The sequence below is a fragment of the Sphingopyxis sp. Geo25 genome, assembly GCF_949769135.1.
In the GTDB taxonomy this organism is placed as follows: domain Bacteria; phylum Pseudomonadota; class Alphaproteobacteria; order Sphingomonadales; family Sphingomonadaceae; genus Sphingopyxis.
Window position 1 is genome coordinate 148729 of sequence record NZ_CATKOZ010000005.1, and the last position, 19894, is coordinate 168622.

19 protein-coding genes are annotated in these 19894 nt (G+C 65.9%); 6 read left to right on the forward strand and 13 right to left on the reverse strand.

Features of this window, described 5'->3' with window-relative positions; genetic code table 11:
• Window positions 1–4: 4 nt before the first annotated feature.
• The 3 genes from QOL68_RS14405 to QOL68_RS14415 form a co-directional block, all read right to left on the reverse strand.
• Window positions 5–505, reverse strand: coding sequence for an SUF system Fe-S cluster assembly regulator (locus tag QOL68_RS14405; protein WP_058455374.1), 501 nt, complete (start codon window positions 503–505; stop codon window positions 5–7).
• A gap of 296 nt (window positions 506–801) precedes the next feature.
• The gene (locus tag QOL68_RS14410; RefSeq protein ID WP_282949782.1) at window positions 802–1689 is read right to left on the reverse strand and encodes an AraC family transcriptional regulator; all 888 of its coding nucleotides are present in this window, start codon (window positions 1687–1689) and stop codon (window positions 802–804) included.
• A gap of 91 nt (window positions 1690–1780) precedes the next feature.
• Window positions 1781–3613 carry a DUF885 domain-containing protein gene (locus QOL68_RS14415; RefSeq protein ID WP_282949781.1) on the reverse strand — a complete coding sequence of 611 codons (1833 nt, stop codon included), beginning with the start codon at window positions 3611–3613 and terminating at the stop codon, window positions 1781–1783.
• Between the two features lie 68 nt (window positions 3614–3681).
• On the opposite strand from QOL68_RS14415, the gene QOL68_RS14420 reads away from it, so the two are divergent.
• The 3 genes from QOL68_RS14420 to QOL68_RS14430 all read left to right on the forward strand — a co-directional run bounded on the left by QOL68_RS14420 (window position 3682) and on the right by QOL68_RS14430 (window position 8500).
• A complete protein-coding gene (locus QOL68_RS14420) occupies window positions 3682–4752 on the forward strand; it encodes a quinone-dependent dihydroorotate dehydrogenase (protein WP_058455371.1) in 1071 nt (356 codons plus the stop codon).
• Window positions 4753–4924: 172 nt separating this feature from the next.
• Entirely contained in the window at window positions 4925–6616 is a 1692-nt protein-coding gene (ggt, locus tag QOL68_RS14425; RefSeq protein ID WP_058455370.1) for a gamma-glutamyltransferase, read from the forward strand.
• Between the two features lie 54 nt (window positions 6617–6670).
• On the forward strand, window positions 6671–8500 hold the full coding sequence (locus QOL68_RS14430) for an AMP-dependent synthetase/ligase (protein ID WP_197410148.1): 1830 nt from the start codon (window positions 6671–6673) through the stop codon (window positions 8498–8500).
• A gap of 82 nt (window positions 8501–8582) precedes the next feature.
• Here QOL68_RS14430 and QOL68_RS14435 read toward each other — a convergent pair whose 3' ends face one another.
• The 8 genes from QOL68_RS14435 to QOL68_RS14470 form a co-directional block, all read right to left on the reverse strand.
• Entirely contained in the window at window positions 8583–9023 is a 441-nt protein-coding gene (locus tag QOL68_RS14435) for a hypothetical protein (protein ID WP_282949780.1), read from the reverse strand.
• A 67-nt stretch (window positions 9024–9090) separates the two neighbouring features.
• A complete protein-coding gene (gloB, locus tag QOL68_RS14440) occupies window positions 9091–9831 on the reverse strand; it encodes a hydroxyacylglutathione hydrolase (protein ID WP_282949779.1) in 741 nt (246 codons plus the stop codon).
• A 70-nt stretch (window positions 9832–9901) separates the two neighbouring features.
• The gene (locus QOL68_RS14445; protein ID WP_282949778.1) at window positions 9902–10339 is read right to left on the reverse strand and encodes a VOC family protein; all 438 of its coding nucleotides are present in this window, start codon (window positions 10337–10339) and stop codon (window positions 9902–9904) included.
• A gap of 9 nt (window positions 10340–10348) precedes the next feature.
• Window positions 10349–10786, reverse strand: coding sequence for an acyl-CoA thioesterase (locus tag QOL68_RS14450; protein ID WP_282949777.1), 438 nt, complete (start codon window positions 10784–10786; stop codon window positions 10349–10351).
• 9 nt (window positions 10787–10795) lie between these two features.
• Window positions 10796–11560, reverse strand: coding sequence for an alpha/beta hydrolase (locus QOL68_RS14455; RefSeq protein ID WP_282949776.1), 765 nt, complete (start codon window positions 11558–11560; stop codon window positions 10796–10798).
• Between the two features lie 128 nt (window positions 11561–11688).
• Window positions 11689–11943, reverse strand: coding sequence for a DUF6356 family protein (locus QOL68_RS14460; RefSeq protein WP_282949775.1), 255 nt, complete (start codon window positions 11941–11943; stop codon window positions 11689–11691).
• Window positions 11944–12010: 67 nt separating this feature from the next.
• Entirely contained in the window at window positions 12011–12202 is a 192-nt protein-coding gene (locus QOL68_RS14465; RefSeq protein WP_056348973.1) for a helix-turn-helix transcriptional regulator, read from the reverse strand.
• Entirely contained in the window at window positions 12199–12738 is a 540-nt protein-coding gene (locus QOL68_RS14470; RefSeq protein ID WP_283404325.1) for a hypothetical protein, read from the reverse strand. The genes QOL68_RS14465 and QOL68_RS14470 overlap by 4 nt, the downstream gene beginning before the upstream one ends.
• 336 nt (window positions 12739–13074) lie before the next feature.
• Here QOL68_RS14470 and thrS point away from each other — a divergent pair, with 336 nt between their 5' ends.
• Genes thrS through QOL68_RS14485 form a run of 3 tightly spaced genes read left to right on the forward strand, consistent with a single transcriptional unit; the run spans window position 13075 to window position 16690 of the window.
• Window positions 13075–15078: a threonine--tRNA ligase gene (gene thrS, locus QOL68_RS14475; protein WP_282949773.1), complete on the forward strand. Its 2004-nt coding sequence runs from the start codon at window positions 13075–13077 to the stop codon at window positions 15076–15078.
• Window positions 15075–15932 carry a metallophosphoesterase gene (locus QOL68_RS14480; RefSeq protein ID WP_282949772.1) on the forward strand — a complete coding sequence of 286 codons (858 nt, stop codon included), beginning with the start codon at window positions 15075–15077 and terminating at the stop codon, window positions 15930–15932. Before thrS ends, QOL68_RS14480 begins: the two co-directional genes overlap by 4 nt.
• Complete coding sequence (locus tag QOL68_RS14485; RefSeq protein ID WP_082657734.1) at window positions 15929–16690, forward strand: sulfite exporter TauE/SafE family protein; 762 nt, start codon at window positions 15929–15931, stop codon at window positions 16688–16690. Before QOL68_RS14480 ends, QOL68_RS14485 begins: the two co-directional genes overlap by 4 nt.
• Here the strand turns inward: QOL68_RS14485 and QOL68_RS14490 are convergent.
• Together QOL68_RS14490 and QOL68_RS14495 are read right to left on the reverse strand one after the other, a co-directional pair.
• The gene (locus QOL68_RS14490) at window positions 16687–19194 is read right to left on the reverse strand and encodes an ABC transporter permease (protein ID WP_502957406.1); all 2508 of its coding nucleotides are present in this window, start codon (window positions 19192–19194) and stop codon (window positions 16687–16689) included. The genes QOL68_RS14485 and QOL68_RS14490 overlap by 4 nt on opposite strands.
• Entirely contained in the window at window positions 19191–19862 is a 672-nt protein-coding gene (locus QOL68_RS14495; protein ID WP_374393422.1) for an ABC transporter ATP-binding protein, read from the reverse strand. Before QOL68_RS14495 ends, QOL68_RS14490 begins: the two co-directional genes overlap by 4 nt.
• Between the last annotated feature and the right edge of the window lie 32 nt (window positions 19863–19894).

A 19894-nucleotide genomic window follows, 5' to 3' on the forward strand; every position in this document is an offset into this window, starting at 1 on the left:
ATCTCTAACTCGTCGCCCCCGCCAAGGCGGGGGCCGTTGTCGTCTGTGCGCTGCCTCCAGCGGCCGTGTCGGGAGGCACGTGACTCCCGGCACCCTTCGCGGGGGCGACGCTCAGGGACGCCAGGCTGATCTCTTGCAACGCCGCGCGTACCGCGCCGTTCACGACGCCCCAATGCGGCTGGACCTTGCAGCTCCCTTCGAGCGAGCAGTCGTGCCGACCCTCGGCGACGCAGGAGGTGAGGGCGATCGGTCCTTCGACCGCTTCGATGATGTCGGCGACGCTGATCGCCGCCGCAGGCCGCGCGAGCCGCACCCCGCCGCCGCTGCCGCGCGAGGCGACGAGCAGCCCGGCGCGAGCGAGCTGGCTCACCAGTTTCTGCGCCGTCGGGCCGGGAATGCCCGTCTGCTCGGCGAGCAGGCCGGCGTGAATTGCCACCGACCCGCATTGGCGTGCGGCGGCGCTCATCAGCACGACGGCATAATCGGCAAGGTTCGACAGGCGCACGTTTCTTCCCGCTGGAATTGCGAACGATTCTTAACTGGAGCAAATTACTCCACTTATATAGGCGAGCGGTTCGCGCGGCGCAAGAAAGGCTGGTTTGCGGGCCCCAAAGAAAAGAGGCACCCGCCCGGCCGAAGCCAAACGGGTGCCAAGATGAAGGTCTCGGTCCTCGTCAGAGGAAGAGCTCTTCTGGGTCGCAGGGACGGATTATGCCCCACGCATGATTCGCGATTGTACGAAAACGCCAAATCGGCATTCGGCGCTATTTTATTTCGTTTCGTCGCTTGGGGGCTTCGCGGTCAGGTATCCGAAACGAGCGGGCTGACCTTGCCCGTGAGCTGCTTGCGCCCTCGTGTCGTCGCCTCGGTATAGCGTGTCGGATTGGCGAGTTGGCCGGGCGTCGCGCCTGCGAAGCGCTTTATCTCGCGGATCAGGTGCGACTGGTCGTAAAAGGCGTCGCCAAGCTGCGCATCGTCGAGCGTCTGGCCACGCGCGAGGGCGGAGGCGGCGCGGACCGCGCGATATTTGCGCGCCAGCATCCGCGGCGACAGGCCGTAATAATGTTTGGTCATCCGTTCGACCGAACGGATCGACATGCCCGTCGCCTCGACCAGTTTGGGTACCTGCGGGCTGGGCGATTCGGTGAGCCACTGGTCGACCGTGCGCGTGAACCAGGCGGGAGCAGGCTCGTTCTTCTTCAATATCTCGCGCGCCAGATTGTTTGCGATGACGAGCCGTTCGTCGTTGTTCGCGGCTCCCATCAGCGCGCCGACTGCGCCGTCGATCCAGTCGCCGAACAGATCGGCGGCATCCATCGCACGATCGGTCATCTTGTCGGCATGGTCGCCCATCAGTGTCGCCCAGCCGACCGGCAGCAGGCCGAAGCCATAGATGCGCAGCGGCCCGGTACCGCGCGCGCGGACGCTCCCGCTTGTCGGGCCGACAATCGTTGCGCGCGCGGCGGGAAAGCAATGGCCGTCCGGAAAGACATATTCGCCCGCAGTGCTGCTCATGATGCGGAATTGCGGACGGTCGGCGCGCTCATATTCGTCGAACACCGGCATATCGATGCGCACGAAGTAAAAGCTGGAGACCATCTCCGCGAGATCGGGATCGGGCGGAAAATATTGGAGCTCGAACGGCGTTTCGCCGTCTGCGCCCGATGGCGTAGAAGTGATTTCCGACATGACGAGACCGACCCTGGGCAGCTTTATTGCCGCCTTTTTGGCGCCACTATAATTTTCTATTTGCCGCCAAGCGTCAACCCGCAATTGTCTGTTAACGTTCCTTCGTTCTCGCAATCCACGCATCGACGCGCCGCTCGAGGGTATCGAGCGGGACCGGACCCGATTCGAGCACCACATCGTGAAAGGCGCGAAAGTCGAACTTTGAACCCAGCGCGGCTTGCGCGCGCGTCCGCAGTTCCATGATCTTGAGCTTGCCGATCAGATAGGCGGTCGCTTGTCCCGGATAGACGATATAGCGCTCGATCGCCTTCTCGATATCGCCCTGCGGGTTGGGCGTATTGTCCTTCAGATATTTGATCGCCTGTTCGCGGCTCCAGCGTTTGTCGTGGATGCCGGTATCGACGACGAGGCGGCACGCCCGCCACAGTTCCATGCCGAGCCGCCCGAAATCGCTGTAGGGATCGGTATAGAATCCCATGTCCTTCGCCAGCTCCTCCGAATAAAGGCCCCAACCCTCGGTATAGGCGGTAAAACCGCCGAAACGCCGGAAGGGCGGCAGGCCGGTGAGCTCGGTCTGCACTGCGCGTTGCAGATGATGCCCCGGAACCCCCTCATGATAGGCGAGCGCCTCGAGCTCGGTCTTCGACATGTCCTTGAGATCGTAGAGATTCACATAATAGGTGCCCGGACGCGAGCCGTCGGGCGAGGGCGACTGGTAAAAGGCCTTGCCCGCCGATTTCTCGCGGAACGCCTCGACGGCTTTCACTTGCAGCGGCGCCTTGGGCAGCGTGTTGAAGAAGGCGGGAAGCCGCGCCTCCATCGCCTTCACCTTCGCCGCGACGTCGGCCAGATACGCCTCGCGGGTGGTATAGTAATATTGCGGGCTCGTGCGCAGATGCTCGAAGAATTGCGGCAGCGTCCCCTTGAAGCCGACCTTCTTCTTGATCGCTTCCATCTCGCCATGGATCCGCGCGACTTCGGCGAGGCCGAGGTCGTGGATCTGCGCCGCGGTCATGTCGGTCGTCGTGTAGTTCGCAAGCAGCACCTCATAATAGGCCTTGCCATCGGGCATCCGCCATATGCCGTCCTGCGTCGGCGCCACGGCTTGCTGGCGCGTCATCTCGGCTTTCAGCCGGGCGTAGGCGGGGCCGGCGCTCTCGTTCCACGCCGCCTTCGCCGCAGCGATCAGCCGTGCCTTCTCGGCGGCGTCGATCTCGAGCTTGCCGACCTTGGCACCGATGTCCTCGATCACCGCATTGTCGGGCGTCAGCAGATTGTCGATATCCGAGATGACATAGGCATAGACCCATTTGGGCGGCGCATAGCCGTTCGCGGCGCGCGCGGCCGACTGCGCCGAAAGCTCGTCGAGCAAAGGCCCCAGCCCGCGGATACGCGACACATAGGCCTCGGCCTCGGCGACATTGGCGACGCGGTGGATGTTGATCAGGAAAGCGGGAAGCTGGCTTTGCGACCCGTTCATCTGGTCGAAGATATAACCATGGTCGCGATAGGCGAACAGGCGGTCGGCGCGCTCGGCCTGCGCGTTGAACAGTTCGAAGGAGAGCGCGTCGTCGGGCGAGAGCGTCTTGGGGTCGAAGCTGCTCCGCATCGCCGCCGCGCTCGCCTGTTGCAGCTTCTGGTTCGCCACCGCGGCCTCGTCGCTGACGTCGTTCCAGCGGCCGTAGTCCTGGTCGCGAATGCCGCGATAGGCCTTGCCCTGCGGGCTCAGCGAGAGCTGCGCGGCGTCATATTTATCGAAGAATTGCGCAAGCGTCGCACCTGCGGGCGCTACCGGCGGGGCTTCGGTCGATGCCGTCGCGGGCGCCTCGCTGACCGCCGCCGGCGTACAGGCGGTCGCGGCGATCAGAATCAGCGTGGCCGGTAACGCGGTGGACAGGCGGGCGGCTAGGCGGAACTGCGACACTTTGATCTCCCTGTTTTTTGAATGGGCTCGGGCTTGCCATAGCGCCCCGGCACGCGCAATGGCGGGCCATGTCGCTCTTTGCTTCCGCCGCCGATGCCGCCTATGCGCTCGTCCGTCCGCTTGTTCACGCGACAGACGGAGAAGCCGCGCATAATCTGACGCTGAACGCGCTCCAGCCGCTGCCGCGCGCGCGCCATGCGCTGACCAGCACGGTGCTCGCGACCGAACTCGCGGGCCTGCATTTCCCGAACCCCGTCGGCCTCGCGCCGGGCTTCGACAAGGATGCGCGCGTCGCGCACGCGATGCCGCATTTCGGCTTCGGTTTCGTAGAGGTGGGGACGCTGACGCCGCTGCCTCAGGAGGGCAATCCGCGCCCGCGCCTGTTCCGGCTGGTCGAGGATCGCGCGGTGATCAACCGCATGGGCTTCAACAATGGCGGGCAGGAAAAGGCAGCCGAACGCATTGCCTGTCTGCGCCGGTACGGCCTGCCGGTACCGCTTGGGATCAATATCGGCGCAAACAAGGACAGCATCGATCGCATCGCCGACTATGCGAAGGGCGCCGCGGCGATGGCGCCGCTCGCCGATTATCTGACGGTCAATATTTCGTCGCCGAACACGCCGGGGCTCCGTGCGCTGCAGGACAAGGGGGCGCTGGAGGCGCTGCTCGACGGCGTCGCTGCCGCGCAACCCGTGGACGCGGCCAAGCCGGTTTTCCTGAAGGTCGCGCCCGACCTCGAGCCTGCCGACATCGATGACATCGTCGCGGTTGCCCTCGAAAAGGGGCTCGCGGCGGTGGTCGTCTCGAACACCACGATCGCGCGACCACCGCTCGCCTCGCGCCACGCGGGGGAAGCGGGCGGCCTGTCGGGCGCCCCGCTTGCCGAACTCGCGCTCCAGCGTGTGAAGGATTTCCGCAGCGCGAGCGGCGGCAAGCTGCCGTTGGTCGCCGCCGGCGGCATTGCCTCGCCCGAACAGGCATGGGACCGCATCCGTGCCGGCGCCAGCCTGATCCAGATCTATTCGGCGATGGTTTATGAAGGGCCGGGGCTTGCGGCGCGCATCGCAAGCGGTCTTGAAAGGCTTGCGGCGCGCGATGGCTTCGCGCGCGTTGCCGATGCAGTCGGGGCAGGGGAATAATCCTCCCTGTCGCGAAGCGATGGGGAGGGGGACCGCGCGCGTAGCGCGCGGTGGAGGGGCAGCGTCAAAGCCCCTCCGTCAGCCCGTTGGGCTGCCACCTCCCCAGGGCTTCGCCACAGGGAGGATCGTGTTAGGGTTGCACTGAATTGAGCCGCGCGCCAATGTCGCGCGCATGATCAAACGACTCCTCGCTGCTGCCAGCTTTTTCCTCCTCGCCATCCCGTCGCTCGCCGCCGCACAAGGCGTCACCTCGTCTGCCGATCCCCGCGCGACCGAGGCGGGGCGCGAAATATTGCATCAGGGCGGTAGCGCCGCCGACGCGGCTGTGGCGATGGTCGCGGTGCTGACCCTTGTCGAGCCGCAGTCGAGCGGCATCGGCGGCGGGGGCTTCATGGTCTATCACAACGCGGGCGACGGCAGCATCTCGACGATCGACGGCCGCGAAACCGCGCCCGCCGCGGCGAAGCCCGACCGCTTTCTCGGCCCTGACGGCAAGCCGCGCGGCTATATGGACGTCATCCCCGGCGGCCTGTCGGTCGGCGTTCCCGGCAACGTCCGCCTGATGGAAATGGCGCACAAGAAATGGGGCAAGCTCGAGTGGAAGGCGCTTTTCCAGCCCGCGATCAAACTTGCCGAGGAAGGCTATCAGGTCACGCCCGCTCTCAACAGCTGGCTCGTGCAGTTCGAGCCGATGTGGAAGGAGTTCCCGGCGGCGCGCGCGATCTATTATGTCGACGGCAAGCCCGCGCCGGTCGGCACGACGATCAAAAACCCGGCCTATGCTGCGATCCTGCGCGACATCGCCGCGCGCGGCCCCGAGGCCTTTTACACGGGCGCCAATGCCAAGGCGATCAGCGATGCGGTCGCGAAGGCGCCGCGCAACCCCAGCCAGCTGACGCTCAAGGATCTCGCCGCCTATAAGGCAAAGGAACGCCCTGCGGTCTGCACCACCTATCGCATCTACAAGGTTTGCGGCATGGGACCGCCCTCGTCGGGCGCAACGACGGTGTTCGGCATTCTCGGGATGCTCGAAGCCTATGACATGAAGGCGATGGGCAAGGACAATCCGATGAGCTGGCACCTGCTCGCCGAGGCGATGCAGCTCGCCTATGCCGACCGCGCCGCCTATCTCGGCGACAGCGATTTCGTCGATGTCCCGGTGAAGGGGCTGCTCGACAAGGCCTATCTTGCCGAGCGCCGCCAGCTCATTTCGCCTTTCGGCGCGGCCGGTCGCTACGAACCCGGCGCGCCGCCGGGCGCTAAACCGCGCGCCGAGGCACCGCCGGTCAAGGAGCAGGGAACGACGCATTTCGTGGCGGTCGACGCGGCAGGTAACGTCGTCTCGATGACCTCGACCGTCGAAAGCATCTTCGGCAGCCAGCTGATGGCGAACGGCTATTTCCTGAACAACGAACTCACCGACTTCGACCTCGCGCCTGCAAAAGACGGCATCCCGACACAGAACCGCGTCCAGGCGGGCAAGCGCCCCTTGTCCTCGATGTCACCGACGATCGTTTACGGCCCCGACGGGAAGGTCGTGCTTGCAGTCGGCTCGGCGGGGGGCAAGCGGATCATCATGCACGTGACCAAGACGCTGATCGGCGTGCTCGACTGGGGCCTCGACGCCAAGTCGGCGATGGAGCTACCCAATCTCTATTTCGGCCAGCGCGGGGTCGTGATCGAGAATAATGCGGCGGGGCAGGCGATTGCCGCGAAGATGAAACCCTTTGGCTACAGCTTCACCGCGACCGATCTCGGCTCGAAACTGAACGCGGTCGAGCGGACCGACAAGGGCTGGCAGGGCGCGGCCGATCCGCGCGGACCCGGAACATCGGCAGTGGATGGCGCGCCGCCGCAGGGCTAAGACCCTGCCAACAACGACAAGAACACCAATGACACTCCCGGGAGAAACGAAGGCATGAAGCTCGTAAACCCTCATCTCGACCATTTCCCGAGTCTGGTCGCGATGTTCTTCGACCGTGCGGGGCGCGGCGGCGAAGATCCGTTTCTGTGGCGCAAGGCCGACCGGACGTGGCACCCGCTGAGCTGGCGGCAGGTCGCGAACCAGGTCTCGGCGCTCGCGCACAATCTGCGCGAGCTGGGACTGAAGGACGGCGACCGCGTCGTTCTGGTCAGCGAGAACCGCCCCGAATTCTGCATCGCCGACCTTGCGATCATGGCGGCGGGCTGCATCACGGTTCCCACCTACACCACGAATACCGAGCGCGATCACCAGCATATCCTCGACAACAGCGGCGCGAGTGCGGTGATCGTCTCGACCGCGAAACTCGCGCGCGTGCTGATGCCCGCGGTGCTGCGTTCGAACGTCAAGACCGTGATCACGATGGAGAACATGCGCGTCGGCCAGCAGGGCGATGTGCAGGTGCTCGACTGGGAGCCGCTTGTTGCGGGCGGCGAGGCGTATCGCGCCGACTTCGAGGCGCGTGGGCAGGCGATGACGCGCGACGATACCGCCTGCCTTATCTACACCAGTGGCACCGGTGGCGCGCCGCGTGGCGTGATGCAGCATCATGGCGCGATCCTCCACAATGCGGCGGGGGCCGCGGAAGTGCTCGTCAACGACTTCGGGATCGGCGACGAGGAGGTGTTCCTGTCCTTCCTGCCGCTCAGCCACGCCTATGAGCATTCGGGCGGACAGTTCCTGCCGATCATGGTCGGCGCGCAAATCTACTACAGCGAAGGGCTGGAGAAGCTCGTCTCGAACATCGAAGAGACGAAGCCGACGATCATGGTCGTCGTGCCGCGCCTGTTCGAGGTGATCCGCGCGCGGATGATCAAGTCGGTCGAAAAGCAGGGCAAGCTCGCGAACTGGATGCTGGGGCAAGCGCTGCGCGTCGGCGAAAAGGATTATGAGCGCCGCATGGGGGTGTTCGACCGCCCGGTCGACATCCTGCTTAACAAGCTGTTCCGCCCGAAGATCCAGCAGCGCTTCGGCGGCCGGATGAAGGCGCTCGTCTCGGGCGGCGCGCCGCTAAACCCCGAGATCGGCGTCTTCTTCCATTCGATCGGGCTGACCTTGCTGCAAGGCTATGGCCAGACCGAGGCTGGGCCGGTGATCAGCTGTAACCGCCCGTCGGTGGGGCTCAAGATGGACACCGTCGGCCCGCCGCTGATGAACACCGAAGTGAAGATTGCCGACGACGGCGAAATCCTCGTGCGCGGCGAGCTGGTGATGAAGGGCTATTGGCGTAACAAGCCCGAGACCGAGCGCGTTTTGGTCCCCGATCCCGCCGAGCCCGACAAGGGGCCGTGGCTGCACACCGGCGACATCGGTCATATCGACGAAAAGGGCCGCATCGTCATCACCGACCGCAAGAAGGATCTGATCGTCAACGACAAGGGCGACAATGTCTCGCCGCAGCGCGTCGAGGGAATGCTGACGCTCCAGCCCGAAATCCTGCAGGCGATGGTCTATGGCGACAAGCGTCCGCATCTGGTCGGTATCCTCGTGCCCGACCCCGAATGGGCGACCGAATGGGCCGAAGCGCAGGGCTTGCCGAAAGACCTCAAGCTGCTCCGCGAGCATGAGAAGTTCCGCGCCGCCGTTCGCGCCGCGGTCGACCGCGTCAACGAACAGCTGTCGGTGATCGAAAAGGTGCGCAAGTTCGACTTCGCCGACGAACCCTTTACGATCGAGAATGAACAGATGACGCCCTCGATGAAAATTCGCCGCCACATCCTGCGGCAGGTCTACGAGGACAAGATCGCCGCCCTGTACGGGGGGTGACCATCGATCAAGGTGCAGGCGGGGGTGCGACCCGAAGAGCTCGGCGCATACCGGCGCCCCGCCTGCGACCGAGCCTCGTGGCTCAGCCCCCGTCCCCCGCCGGTTTGCGATAGGGGACGAAATCACCGAACACGCACGTCGGACCGCGGATGCCGCTCGACCGGTCGACGAGGTGGAAAAAGTCGCCCGAACAGGTCGACGATCCGAACTGCTCGACGACCATGATGTCGCTGTCGCGGGCAAGCCCCGGGCAGGCGCTTTTCAGATCGTTGCGATAGACCAGCTTGCCGCCGGCGCGATAGAGCAGAATTGAATCGGAGACGCGGATCGTTTCGGATGTGCGATAATTCGGCAGGCATCTGACCGGTTCGCCCGGAGCCTTGCCCGCAAGTTGCCTGTCGAGCCGTTCGGCCTGTTTCGGAGTCAGCGCGGCCGCCCCGGGAGAAGCGGTTCCCGAGGGCGCACAGCTCGCGATCAACGGGCTGGCGAGCATGATCAGGGCTGCGGCGCCAATCGCCTTCATGATTCTGCTCCTTGCAGCATTGGCGATGCTGACATGTTGGAAATGAACGGAGACTTAAGCCGTGGCGTCACGCCGCATCCTTCAGTGCGCGGATGCGCCCCAGCTCGGCCGCCGTGGGTGCGCGCAGGAAGGGGTTCGTTGCGCGCTCGGCGCCGATGGTCGTCGGGACCGTAGGCTCGCCCGCCGCGCGCGCGGCTTCGACCGCCGCCAGCCGCTCGACGAGCGCGCCGTTGTCCGGGTCGACGGTCACCGCGAAACGCGCGTTCGACAGCGTATATTCGTGGGCGCAATAGACGCGCGTCGCATCGTCGAGTGCGGCGAATTGCTGCATGTTCGCGAACATCTGCTCGGCGGTGCCCTCGAACAGGCGGCCACATCCCATCGCAAACATCGTGTCGCCGACGAAGATCGCCTCATCCTGCGCGAAATGATAGGCGATGTGTCCGGCGGTATGCGCCGGAACGTCCCACACTTCGGCGACATGCGTGCCCAGCATCACGCGGTCGCCCCCCTTCACCTGCACGTCGAGTGTCGGGATGCGCGCAAATTCCGCCGCAGGCCCGGTAATCGTACAGCCGCCCCATGCCTTGGCTGCTTCCTTGATTGCCGCGTTGCCGCCGGTGTGGTCGGGGTGCCAGTGGGTGTTCCAGATGTCGGTGATCGTCCAGCCGCGCGCGGTCGCCGCTTCCAGCACCGGATCGGCGACCGCCGGATCGACGACCATCGTCGCTTTGCTGTCGCGGTCGTGGACCAGCCAGACATAATTGTCGCTGAGGACGGGGATGCGGACGATTTCCAGTGCGCTCACGCGTCTCTCCTCTGTTTCGCCGACCTCATGCTTCCAAGACGGAGCAGACCATGCCCCGCCTTGGCCACGCTTACCAGCTTCCCGTATTCGGCATCGACGCCCAGGGTTCCTGCGGCGGCAGATGCCCATCCTGCAGCAGTTCGATCGAAATGCCGTCGGGCGAGCGCACGAATGCCATATGCCCGTCGCGCGGCGGACGGTTGATCGTCACGCCCGCGTCCATCAACCGCTGGCAGGTGTCGTAGATATTCTCGACGCGATAGGCGAGGTGGCCGAAATTGCGCCCTCCGCCATAGGCTTCGGGCGCGCTGCCGTCTTCGGGCGGCCAATTATAGGTAAGCTCGACCTCGGCGACCCCCGCCTGTCCGGGGGGCGCCAGGAAAATCAGGGTGAAGCGCCCGGCTTCATTGTCGAAGCGGCGCACTTCCTCGAGCCCGATCAGTTTGAAGAAATCGACGGTGGCTTGCGGATCCGTCACGCGGACCATCGTGTGAAGATATTTGGTCATGCGCCTATATTAGGCACGAAGCGGCCGACCTTCAAACGCTTCGAACAAGTTTACGAATTCATCGGGCACCGGTGCGGTCGCCCCCTGCGCTTCCTCGACATGGACGCTGACCTCCAGCCCCTTCGCACGCAGGTCGTCCTTGCCCGCGCCGTGCAGTTCGAACAGGAAGGTCATCGAGCTTCGCCCGACGCGCGAGCAGCGCACGCAGATGTCGATTTCCTCGTCGAGCAGGATCGGTACCTTGTAATCGACCTCGGCGCGCGCGACGTGGAATTCGGGGCTGTCGTTCGCGGGCCAGCGGTCATACACCCCCGCCGCGCGCCAATATTCGGTGATCCCGATATCGAAATATTCGAGATAGCGGCTGTTGAACACCACCGCCTGCGCGTCGATCTCGGCATAGCGGACGCGCTTCCTGACGCTGAACTTGAAATCGCTGCGGGCCATATCTGTCCTCTAGTTCGGGGTCGCCAGACGCGCGACGGTGTCGATCAGAAGCGCGATGTCGGTATCGCGCGATAGCCGGTGGTCGCCGCCCTTGACGAGGGTCACCTGCACATCCTCGCTCGCCAGCGCGGCCGACAGGCGCAGGCTGATGTCAGGCGGCACGTCGCCATCCTCCTGCCCGTGGAGCAATCGCACCGGGCAGGTGAGGGGGATTTCGGCGCCGAGCAGCCGGTTCGCCTCGCCCGACTGGAAAAAGCCGCGCGTCGTCACATAGGGCTGGTCGCTGTAGGGCGTTTCCTCGACCAGCGCTCCCTCGGCGAGGATGATGGCCTTTTCGGCGTCGCTGAACCCCCAGTCGGTGAAATCGGGCGCCGCCGCGATCCCGACGAGCCCCGCGACGCGCGCATACCCGTCTCGCTGCACGAGCGCGAGCGCGGTCAGCAGCATCAACCAGCCGCCCATCGACGATCCGACGATCAGCACGGCGCCCTCGACTTTTGCGTCGATCAGGTCGAGCACATCGCCGCGCCAGTCGAGCAGGGTCTGATCGGCAAACAGCCCGTCCGACTGCCCGCATCCGGCATAGTCGAGCAACAGGCACGCCTGACCCTCGGTCGCCGCCCAGTCGAACAGGGCGGTCGCCTTGCCGCCCGCCATGTCGGACATATAGCCCGGCAGGAAGACGATCGTCGGTCCGCGGCCTGCGGCATGGCGATAGGCGAGCCGCGGACGGCCCGAACGGTCGAGATAATCGGGGGCGATAGGGTCAGTCATTGTCTAATCGCGCTCGTGTCGAGCGAAGTCGAGACGCCCATCGGGACAGCGCGAGGCCGAGGACATCTCGACTTCGCTCGATGCGAATGGAGATTCATCTGAGCCATAAGGGAGCGGGAACACGCGGATCAGATGACCCAGTCGATCGTGCTCATCTGCATCACGGCCTGCCCCTTGGCGCGCCGCTGTTCGACCATGATCTTGTTCAGCCGCTGGATCGTGTCGCTGCCGGTGGTGATGCACCAGCCGGGCACCGCCGCGTGGACCAGCGCGCAAAGGCCGCCATAGATCATCGTCACCCCGAATTTCGACGCGACGCCGAAATGCTCGAGATAATTCTCGTCGACGCTCTTCGGGTGATCGACGAACAGGCGCTTGAACATGGCGGGACGGCTCCTTTCCGGCTGCCGCCGCCCTAGCGGGGCGGCGGCGGGGGAGCAAGGTTGCCGTTCAATCGCGCTGGAAAATCTCTTCGATCCGCATCTCGAACAGGTCGGCGATGCGAAAGGCGAGGGGGAGCGAGGGATCGTATTTGCCCGTCTCGATCGCATTGACCGACTGGCGCGACACCTCCAGCCGCTCGGCGAGATCCTGCTGGCTCCAGTCGCGCTCGGCGCGCAGCACCTTCAGGCGGTTCTTCATGTGCGGTCCGCGCGCCGGTCGGCCGATGTCATGATCATCTGGCCCAGCCCCAGACCGATCGCCCAGACCGGCACCACCCACCAGGCGGGTACATGCGGGGCAATGCCGAATGTTTCCAGAAAGCCCCACAGCGTACCGGCCAGAAGGACGAGTGCAAGGCCGATCAGCGCGGCGCTGGTCTGGCGATAGCGCAGATATTCATCCTCTTCCTTGACCACATAGCGCGCCAACGTCCACACGAAGAAGATCATAGGCACCGAAGGCAGGACGGCGATCCCCCACAGCAGAGCGCCTTGCGGATGGAGATAGTTGCGAACGGTCATAGCTATGCCCAGACACAGGACATAACCGAGGGACCAGATCAACATGCGTCGATTATATCGCCGTGTCGCCGGCGACAACGCGCCTGCTGCGGCTTGCCGATTGTTCGCCGCCTTCGTCAGTGGAATGAGAAACAGCGTCGCCGCTGCAACAAAAGGCAGCGAACGCCAACCGCCGAGAAAACCGCGATGCTCGCAATAGGCGATGGCGGCCATCGCCGCCGCGAAGGCGAACGCCCACAAGGCGGGGTGGCGCCCCGCAAGGCCGGTTTCGATTTTCGCAGCCTTCTGGGGCATGTCAAACTTCCTTATCTGATAGACAAGTCAGCTTTACATTACTGCGCCTACAAAGTCAAGTGACGTTGACATAATGACAAGGATGCTCCGTCCACTTGCCTTTGCGTCTCGATCGGCGGCACGCCATCGGGTCGGGGCGCGCGCCTGCCGCAGCCCGTAGAGCGCCCGGCGACCGTTGCGAACAGCGCCCTTGCCGCCCATATCGCATGCTGGCAAAGGGGCGCTCTTTACCCCGCCAGAAAGGCCGATCTTTCCATGTCCCAGATGATCCGCGTCACCCTTCCCGATGGCTCTGCCCGAGAAGTCGCGCGCGGGACTACCCCGGCGCAGATTGCAGCGGATATCGGACCCGGCCTCGCGAAGGCCGCGCTCGCCGCGAAGGTCGACGGCGAGCTGCGCGACATCATGCGCCCGCTGGAGGAAGACACGAACCTCGCGCTGGTGACGAGCCGCGACGAGGCCGACGCGCTCGAACTGGTGCGCCACGACTATGCACATGTGCTGGCGGAGGCGGTGCAGAACCTGTTCCCGGGCACGCAGATCACCTTCGGGCCATCGACGAACGACGGCTTCTATTACGACTTCGCGCCGACCGCCGAACATGGTGCGTTCCGCGACGACGAGCTGCCGCTGATCGAGGAGGAGATGCGCCGGATCATCGCCGCCGACCTTCCGCTGACGCGCGAGGTTTGGGAGCGTGACAAGCTGATCGCCAAGTGGCAGGCGGAGGGCGAAACCTTCAAGGCCGAATGGGCGGACGAACTGCCCGAAGGCGAGGAACTCACCGTCTATCGCTCCGGCGACGGCTGGATGGACATGTGCCGCGGCCCGCACCTCGCATCGACGGGCAAGCTCGACCCCGCGGCGTTCAAGCTGACGCGCGTCTCGGGCGCTTATTGGCGCGGCGACCAGAAGAATGCGCAATTGAGCCGCATCTATGGCACCGGCTGGCTCAACAAGAAGCAGCTCGCCGAGCATCTCGTCCGGCTGGAGGAGGCCGCGAAGCGCGACCATCGCAAGATCGGGCGCGAGATGGATCTCTTCCACCTGCAGGAAGAGGCGCACGGCAGCGTTTTCTGGCACCCGAAGGGCTATCGCATCTACCGCGAGCTCGAGGCCTATATGCGGCGCGCGATCGACGGCGCCGGCTATCAGGAGGTCAAGACGCCGCAGGTGATGGACGCGCGCCAGTGGGAGCAGTCGGGTCACTGGGGCAAATATCGCGAGAATATGTTCGTCATCCCCGACGAGGTTCCGAATATCGAGGACGACGGCCCGCTGGTGTCCGACGACGCCGAGTGGATGGCGCTGAAGCCGATGAACTGTCCTGCGCACGTCCTGATCTTCCGCCAGGGGATCAAGTCGTACCGCGACCTGCCACTGCGCATGGCCGAAATGGGCTGCTGCCACCGCAACGAGCCGCACGGCGCGCTCCACGGCATCATGCGCGTCCGCCAGTTCACGCAGGACGACGGCCATATCTTCTGCCGCGAGGATCAGATCGTCGAGGAAGTGCGGTCGTTCTGCGAACTGCTCGACCGCGTCTACAAGCAGCTCGGGTTCGAGAAATATGCGGTCAAGCTCGCGCTGCGCCCCGAGATGCGCTTCGGCACCGACGAAATGTGGGACAAGGCCGAGCAGGAACTGCGCGAGGCGGTCGAACGCGCCGGCATGGCGAACGACGATTATGGCTGGGAAGAATTGCCGGGCGAGGGCGCCTTCTACGCGCCCAAGCTCGAATTCCACCTGACCGATGCGATCGGGCGGACGTGGCAGTGCGGGACGATCCAGTCGGACCGCGTGATGCCCGAACGCCTCGATGCCTCGTACATCGGCGAGGATGGCGAACGCCACCGCCCGGTGATGCTCCACCGCGCGATCCTCGGCACTTACGAGCGCTTCATCGGCATCCTGATCGAGCATTTCGCCGGTCGCTTCCCCACCTGGCTCGCGCCGGTGCAGGCGGTGGTCGCGACGATCGTTTCCGACGCCGACGACTATGCGAAGGATGCGGTGGCGCAACTCGAAGCCGCGGGCGTGCGCGTCGAGGCCGATCTGCGCAACGAGAAGATCAACTACAAGGTCCGCGAGCACAGCCTGCAAAAGGTTCCCTATCTGCTCGTCGTCGGCAAGCGCGAGGCCGAAGAAGGCACCGTCGCGATCCGCACGCTTGGGCAGGACGGCCAGCGCATCATGCCGCTCGCCGAGGCGGTCGCGATGCTGAAGGGTGAGGCCACCCCGCCGGACCTCAAGGATTGAGGGCGAAACCGCGGCGGCGATGGCGGCGCTGGGCCGCGCTTCTGGCATTGCTCGGCGTCGCGATCCTCGCGCGCGGCTACTGGAACTCGACCCGCGACCCCGTCGTCCGCTCGGCGGCGGTCGCGGTCGCCGACTGGCCTGCGTGGCAGGCACCGCTGCGGGTGCTGCTGCTTTCGGACACGCATGTTGCCGGGCCCGATATGCCGCCCGAACGGCTCGCGCGGATTGTCGACGGGCTCAATCGACTGAAGCCCGACCTGGTGCTGATCGCGGGCGATCTGGTCAGCGAAAAGCGCACCGCGACCCACATCTACACGCCCGCCGAAATCGTCGCCCCGCTCGGCCGGTTCAAGGCGCCCCTCGGCGTCGTCGTTGCGCCGGGCAATCACGATCACTTGTTCCGGCCCGATGCGCTGCGCGGCGCGCTCGAGAAGCAGGGGCTTCGCGTCCTCCAGAATGAGGCGGTGAAGCGCGGCCCGCTTATCGTCGGCGGGGTCGACGACGATTATACGGGCCATGACGATATCCCGAAGACGCTCGCCGCGATGGATGCGCTCGGGCCGGGCGTGCCGGTCATCGTCTCGCACAGCCCCGACATCGTTCCCGATATCCATCGCCCCGTCGCGGCGGTGTTCGCGGGGCATACGCATTGCGGGCAGATCCGCCTGCCGGTGATCGGCGCGCTGACCTATGTCTCGCGCTACGGGAGCCGTTTCGCGTGCGGCGACATGACCGACAAGGGTCAGCGGCTGTTCGTCGGTGCAGGGCTCGGGACGAGCATCTTGCCGCTCCGCTTCAACACCCCGCCCGATGTGTGGCTGGTGACGATCGGGCCGAAGGGCGCCACGCGGTGAACGGAATTCTCCACCTCGTCGGCCTCGCGCCACTGACCTTCGCGGGTGCGGCGGCGATGACTTTCGGCGCGGCGTTCGTGCGCGGCCTCACCGGTTTCGGCATGGCGATCATCCTCGTCCCCCTGCTCGGCATGCTGATGCCGCCGGGGCAGGCGGTGGTGCTCGGGATCATCCTGCAACTGCTGATCGGGCCCGTCGGATTTCGCCGCATCGCCGACAACGCCGACCGCCGCACTGCGGTGCCGATCGCGCTGCTCGCGATGCTGGCGACCCCGCTCGGGATGCTCGCGCTCAAGGCCGCCACCCCCGACGTCGCGCGGCTGCTGATCGCGATTATCGCGATCGGCGCGTTCCTGCTGATCCTCATGCCGCAGCATCCCGACGGGCATAAGCCGGGCCGGGGCGCAATCGGCGCCACCGGCGTCGCGTCGGGCATCCTGACCGGTTTCGCCGCGATGCCGGGACCGCCGGTCGTGCCCTTCTATCTCCGCCAGCGTATCGCGCCCGCGACCGCGCGCGCGTCGATGATGCTTGTCTTCTTCGCGACCGCGATCGCGGGAACCGGCGCATCGCTGTGGCTGGGTCTCGCGACGGGCAAGCTCTTTACCCTTGCGCTGCTGCTCTTCATTCCGATGGTGCTGGGCGACCAGGTCGGCACCCGCCTCTTTGGCCGCGTACCGGTGCCGGTCTGGCGCAGCATCGTCGCGGTCGTCCTTGGCGCCGCCGGCATCTCCGCGCTCGTCCGTCTGCTGAACTAGAGGCTGCGCAGCGCCTGCGCGGGCTTCACCGAAAGCAATGGCCAGCTTCCCGCAATCCCGATCACGAACGACAGCCCGGCGCCGCCGACCAGCGTCAGCCCGACGATCAGCGGATCGGGCGCGAAGCGGAAGTCGAAGAGCTGCGTCACGACATACCACGCACCCGCGAGGCCGAGGCCGAGCGCCAGCAGCGCAAGAATGCCGGCCAGCACGGCATATTCCATAGCCTGCGCGCCCAATATCTGGCCGCGCGTCGCACCGAGCAGCTTCAGGATCACGCTGTCGTACACGCGCCGCTCGCGGCTCGCCGCAATCGCGCCGATCAGCACCGCGATGCCGGCGAGGATCGCGATGCTCGCCGCCGCGGCGATCGCCTGGCTCATCTGGGTGAGCAGGGTCGTCACCTGCGACACGACATCGCGCACCTGAATGAGCGACGCCGATGGAAAGGCCCGCGGAATGCTGCGCGCCAGCTCGACCTCGGCCTTCGGCGGAACCGCGACCGTCGCGACCATATTATGCGGCGCGGCGTCGAACGTGCCTGGCGAGAAGACGAGCACATAATTGAGCCCGAAATTGTCCCACTCGACGGTGCGGAACGATGCGACCTTCGCCTGCACCTCGACCCCCAGCACATTGACCGACAGCGTGTCGCCGAGTTTGAGCCCGAGCGACGCCGCGACCTCCTGCTCGACGCTGACCAGCGGCGGCCCCTTGTAATCGGCCGCCCACCATGTGCCGCCGACCAGCTCGCTGCCGTTCGGCAGGACGGGGCTGTACGTCAGCCCGCGGTCGCCGCGCAGCACCCATGCGCCCTCGGGCAGCTCGGCGAGTTCGTCGACGCGCTGGCCCTTATACTCGGTAACGCTGCCGCGCAGCGCCGGGATCATGTTGACCTGCGCATCGGGCGCGGCATCGACAATCATCGAGCGGAATTTCGGTGCATCGCCCCGCGGAATGTCGAGCACGAAAAAGCTCGGCGCGCGTTGCGGGACAGTGCGCGCGATTTCGGCAGTGATGCTCGTCTGGATCGCGGCGAGGGTTACGAACAGTGTCAGGCCCAGCCCCAACGCGACGACGAGCGCTCCGGTCGCGGCGCCGGGCCGGTGCAGGTTCGCGACCGCAAGCCGCAGCAACGGCCGCTTCGGCCGCGGCACCCGGCTCGCCGTCCGCCGGACCAGCCAGCCGAGCCCGACGAGGATCAGCAGCAAGCCGATCGCCGCGCCGATGAAGGACAGCGCGAACAGGGGCTCGCGTGCGGTCCCGACCGCCAAGGTGATGATCGCCGCCAGTGCCGCGCCGACCGAAACGACCGTTCGCCGGTCGATCCGCGCTGCGCCGTCGACCGTCGCGCGGTAGAGGCCTGCCGCGGGCACATGCCGCGTCGCCGCAAGCGGCGGCAGGGCAAAGGCGATCGCGATCAGCAGGCCATAGGCGGCGCTCACGATCAACGGCAGCGGATAGAGCGCAAAGCCCGGCCGCACCGGCAGCACATCGCCCGCGACGGCGCCGATGATGCTCGGCATCAGCGCGCCGACGACCAGTCCCGCGATGATCGAAGCCGCGGCGACGGCGAGAATTTGCAGGCCGTAAATGCGCAGCACCACCGCGCTGTCGGCGCCCAGCACCTTCAGCGTCGCCAATCCGGGGCGCTTGCCCGCGAGATAGCTCGCGACGCCGTTGCCGACGCCGATCCCGGCGATCACCAGCGCTGCCAGCCCGACGAGCGACAGGAACTGCCCCATCCGTTCGATGAAGCGCCGCGTTCCGGGCGCGCCGTTGCTGCTGTCGGTGATGTCCCAGCCCGCATCGGGGAAGCGCGCGCTCAGCGCCTTGCCGGCCGCCTCGGGGTTGGCGCCATCGGGCAGGCGCACGCGATATTTGCTTTCGTAGAGGCTCCCCGGCTGGATCAGCTGCGTCGCGGGCAAGTCGCCGAGCCCGATGATCGCCACCGGCCCCAGCGTGAAGCCTTCGCCCAGCCGGTCGGGCTCCTCGGCGATGATGCCATCGATTTTGAAGCACTTCTCGCCGAACTTCACCGCGCCGCCGACCTTCAGGCCGAGCCGTGAGGCGAGGTCTTTACCGATCCAGATCGCTCCGGGGGGCGGCGGGCCCCGGCGCGCGCCACTCTGCAGCCGCATCGTGCCGTAAAGCGGATAGGCGCCGTCGACGCCCTTCAACTCGGACAGCAGGGCATCGCCGCCGGGAGCGTTCGCCATCGCGCGCAGTCGCACAGTGGCCGAGGGCGCCCCGATGCTGCGGAAGCCCGCCATTTCCTCGGCGCTCGCCTCGCGCTGCGGCAGGCTGAATTCGATGTCGCCGCCAAGGATCGTTTGCCCGCGCCGTTCGAGCTCGGAGGTGATCCCGCTCGTCAGACTGCCGATCGCGGCGAGCGTCGCAACGCCCAGGAACAGGCACACCGCGAGCAAACGAAGCCCGCGGATGCGCGTCGCGAGGTCGCGCCGTGCGATCCGCCAGAGGGTCGCGAGCGGCAGCACGCTCAGGCGGTCCGCTCTTCGATACGCCCGTCGTGCATCACGACCACGCGGTCGCAATGTTCGGCAAGGTCGGGGTCGTGCGTGATGATCAGCAGCGTAGCGCCCAACGCCGCGCGGCGTGCGAAGATCAGTTCGATGATCGACTGGCCGGTCGCGGTGTCGAGGTTACCCGTCGGTTCGTCGGCAAAGATGATCGCCGGGCTGCTCGCCATTGCGCGTGCGATCGCCACGCGCTGCTGCTCGCCGCCCGAAAGCTGCGCCGGATAATGGGTCAGGCGATGGCCAAGCCCGACCGCTTCAAGCTCTGCCTGCGCCTTGCCGAACGGATCGTCGATTCCCGCCAGTTCCAGCGGCACCGCGACATTTTCGAGCGCGGTCATCGTCGGCAGCAGGTGGAACGCTTGCAGCACGATGCCGATCCGCCCGCGCCGCGCCCTGGCGAGATCGTCCTCGTCCATCGCACCGAAGTCGAGCCCGGCGACGCGGATCGTTCCGCCGCTCGCGCGTTCGAGCCCCGCCAGCACCGCCATCAGCGAGCTTTTGCCCGATCCCGAGGGCCCTAGCAGCGCAACCGAGTTGCCCGCCTCGACCTCCAGGTCAACCCCGCGCAAAATTTCGACCGGGGCCTTGTCGCTCCCCAAAGTCAGCGTCACATTATGGGCGGCGATCGCCAAGCGAGGCGATGGTCGTTCGGTGTCGGACAAGA

Excerpts from the sequence above, each read along its gene's own strand:
- QOL68_RS14445 (WP_282949778.1), bottom strand. The coding sequence starts at position 10,339 with ATGACCAAATATCTTCACACGATGGTCCGCGTGACGGATCCGCAAGCC.
- QOL68_RS14410 (WP_282949782.1), bottom strand. The coding sequence starts at position 1,689 with ATGTCGGAAATCACTTCTACGCCATCGGGCGCAGACGGCGAAACGCCG.
- QOL68_RS14470 (WP_283404325.1), bottom strand. The coding sequence starts at position 12,738 with ATGGCCGCCATCGCCTATTGCGAGCATCGCGGTTTTCTCGGCGGTTGG.
- QOL68_RS14450 (WP_282949777.1), bottom strand. The coding sequence starts at position 10,786 with ATGGCCCGCAGCGATTTCAAGTTCAGCGTCAGGAAGCGCGTCCGCTAT.
- QOL68_RS14455 (WP_282949776.1), bottom strand. The coding sequence starts at position 11,560 with ATGACTGACCCTATCGCCCCCGATTATCTCGACCGTTCGGGCCGTCCG.
- QOL68_RS14420 (WP_058455371.1), top strand. The coding sequence starts at position 3,682 with ATGTCGCTCTTTGCTTCCGCCGCCGATGCCGCCTATGCGCTCGTCCGT.
- QOL68_RS14460 (WP_282949775.1), bottom strand. The coding sequence starts at position 11,943 with ATGTTCAAGCGCCTGTTCGTCGATCACCCGAAGAGCGTCGACGAGAAT.
- QOL68_RS14435 (WP_282949780.1), bottom strand. The coding sequence starts at position 9,023 with ATGAAGGCGATTGGCGCCGCAGCCCTGATCATGCTCGCCAGCCCGTTG.
- QOL68_RS14465 (WP_056348973.1), bottom strand. The coding sequence starts at position 12,202 with ATGAAGAACCGCCTGAAGGTGCTGCGCGCCGAGCGCGACTGGAGCCAG.
- QOL68_RS14430 (WP_197410148.1), top strand. The coding sequence starts at position 6,671 with ATGAAGCTCGTAAACCCTCATCTCGACCATTTCCCGAGTCTGGTCGCG.
- ggt (WP_058455370.1), top strand. The coding sequence starts at position 4,925 with ATGATCAAACGACTCCTCGCTGCTGCCAGCTTTTTCCTCCTCGCCATC.
- thrS (WP_282949773.1), top strand. The coding sequence starts at position 13,075 with ATGTCCCAGATGATCCGCGTCACCCTTCCCGATGGCTCTGCCCGAGAA.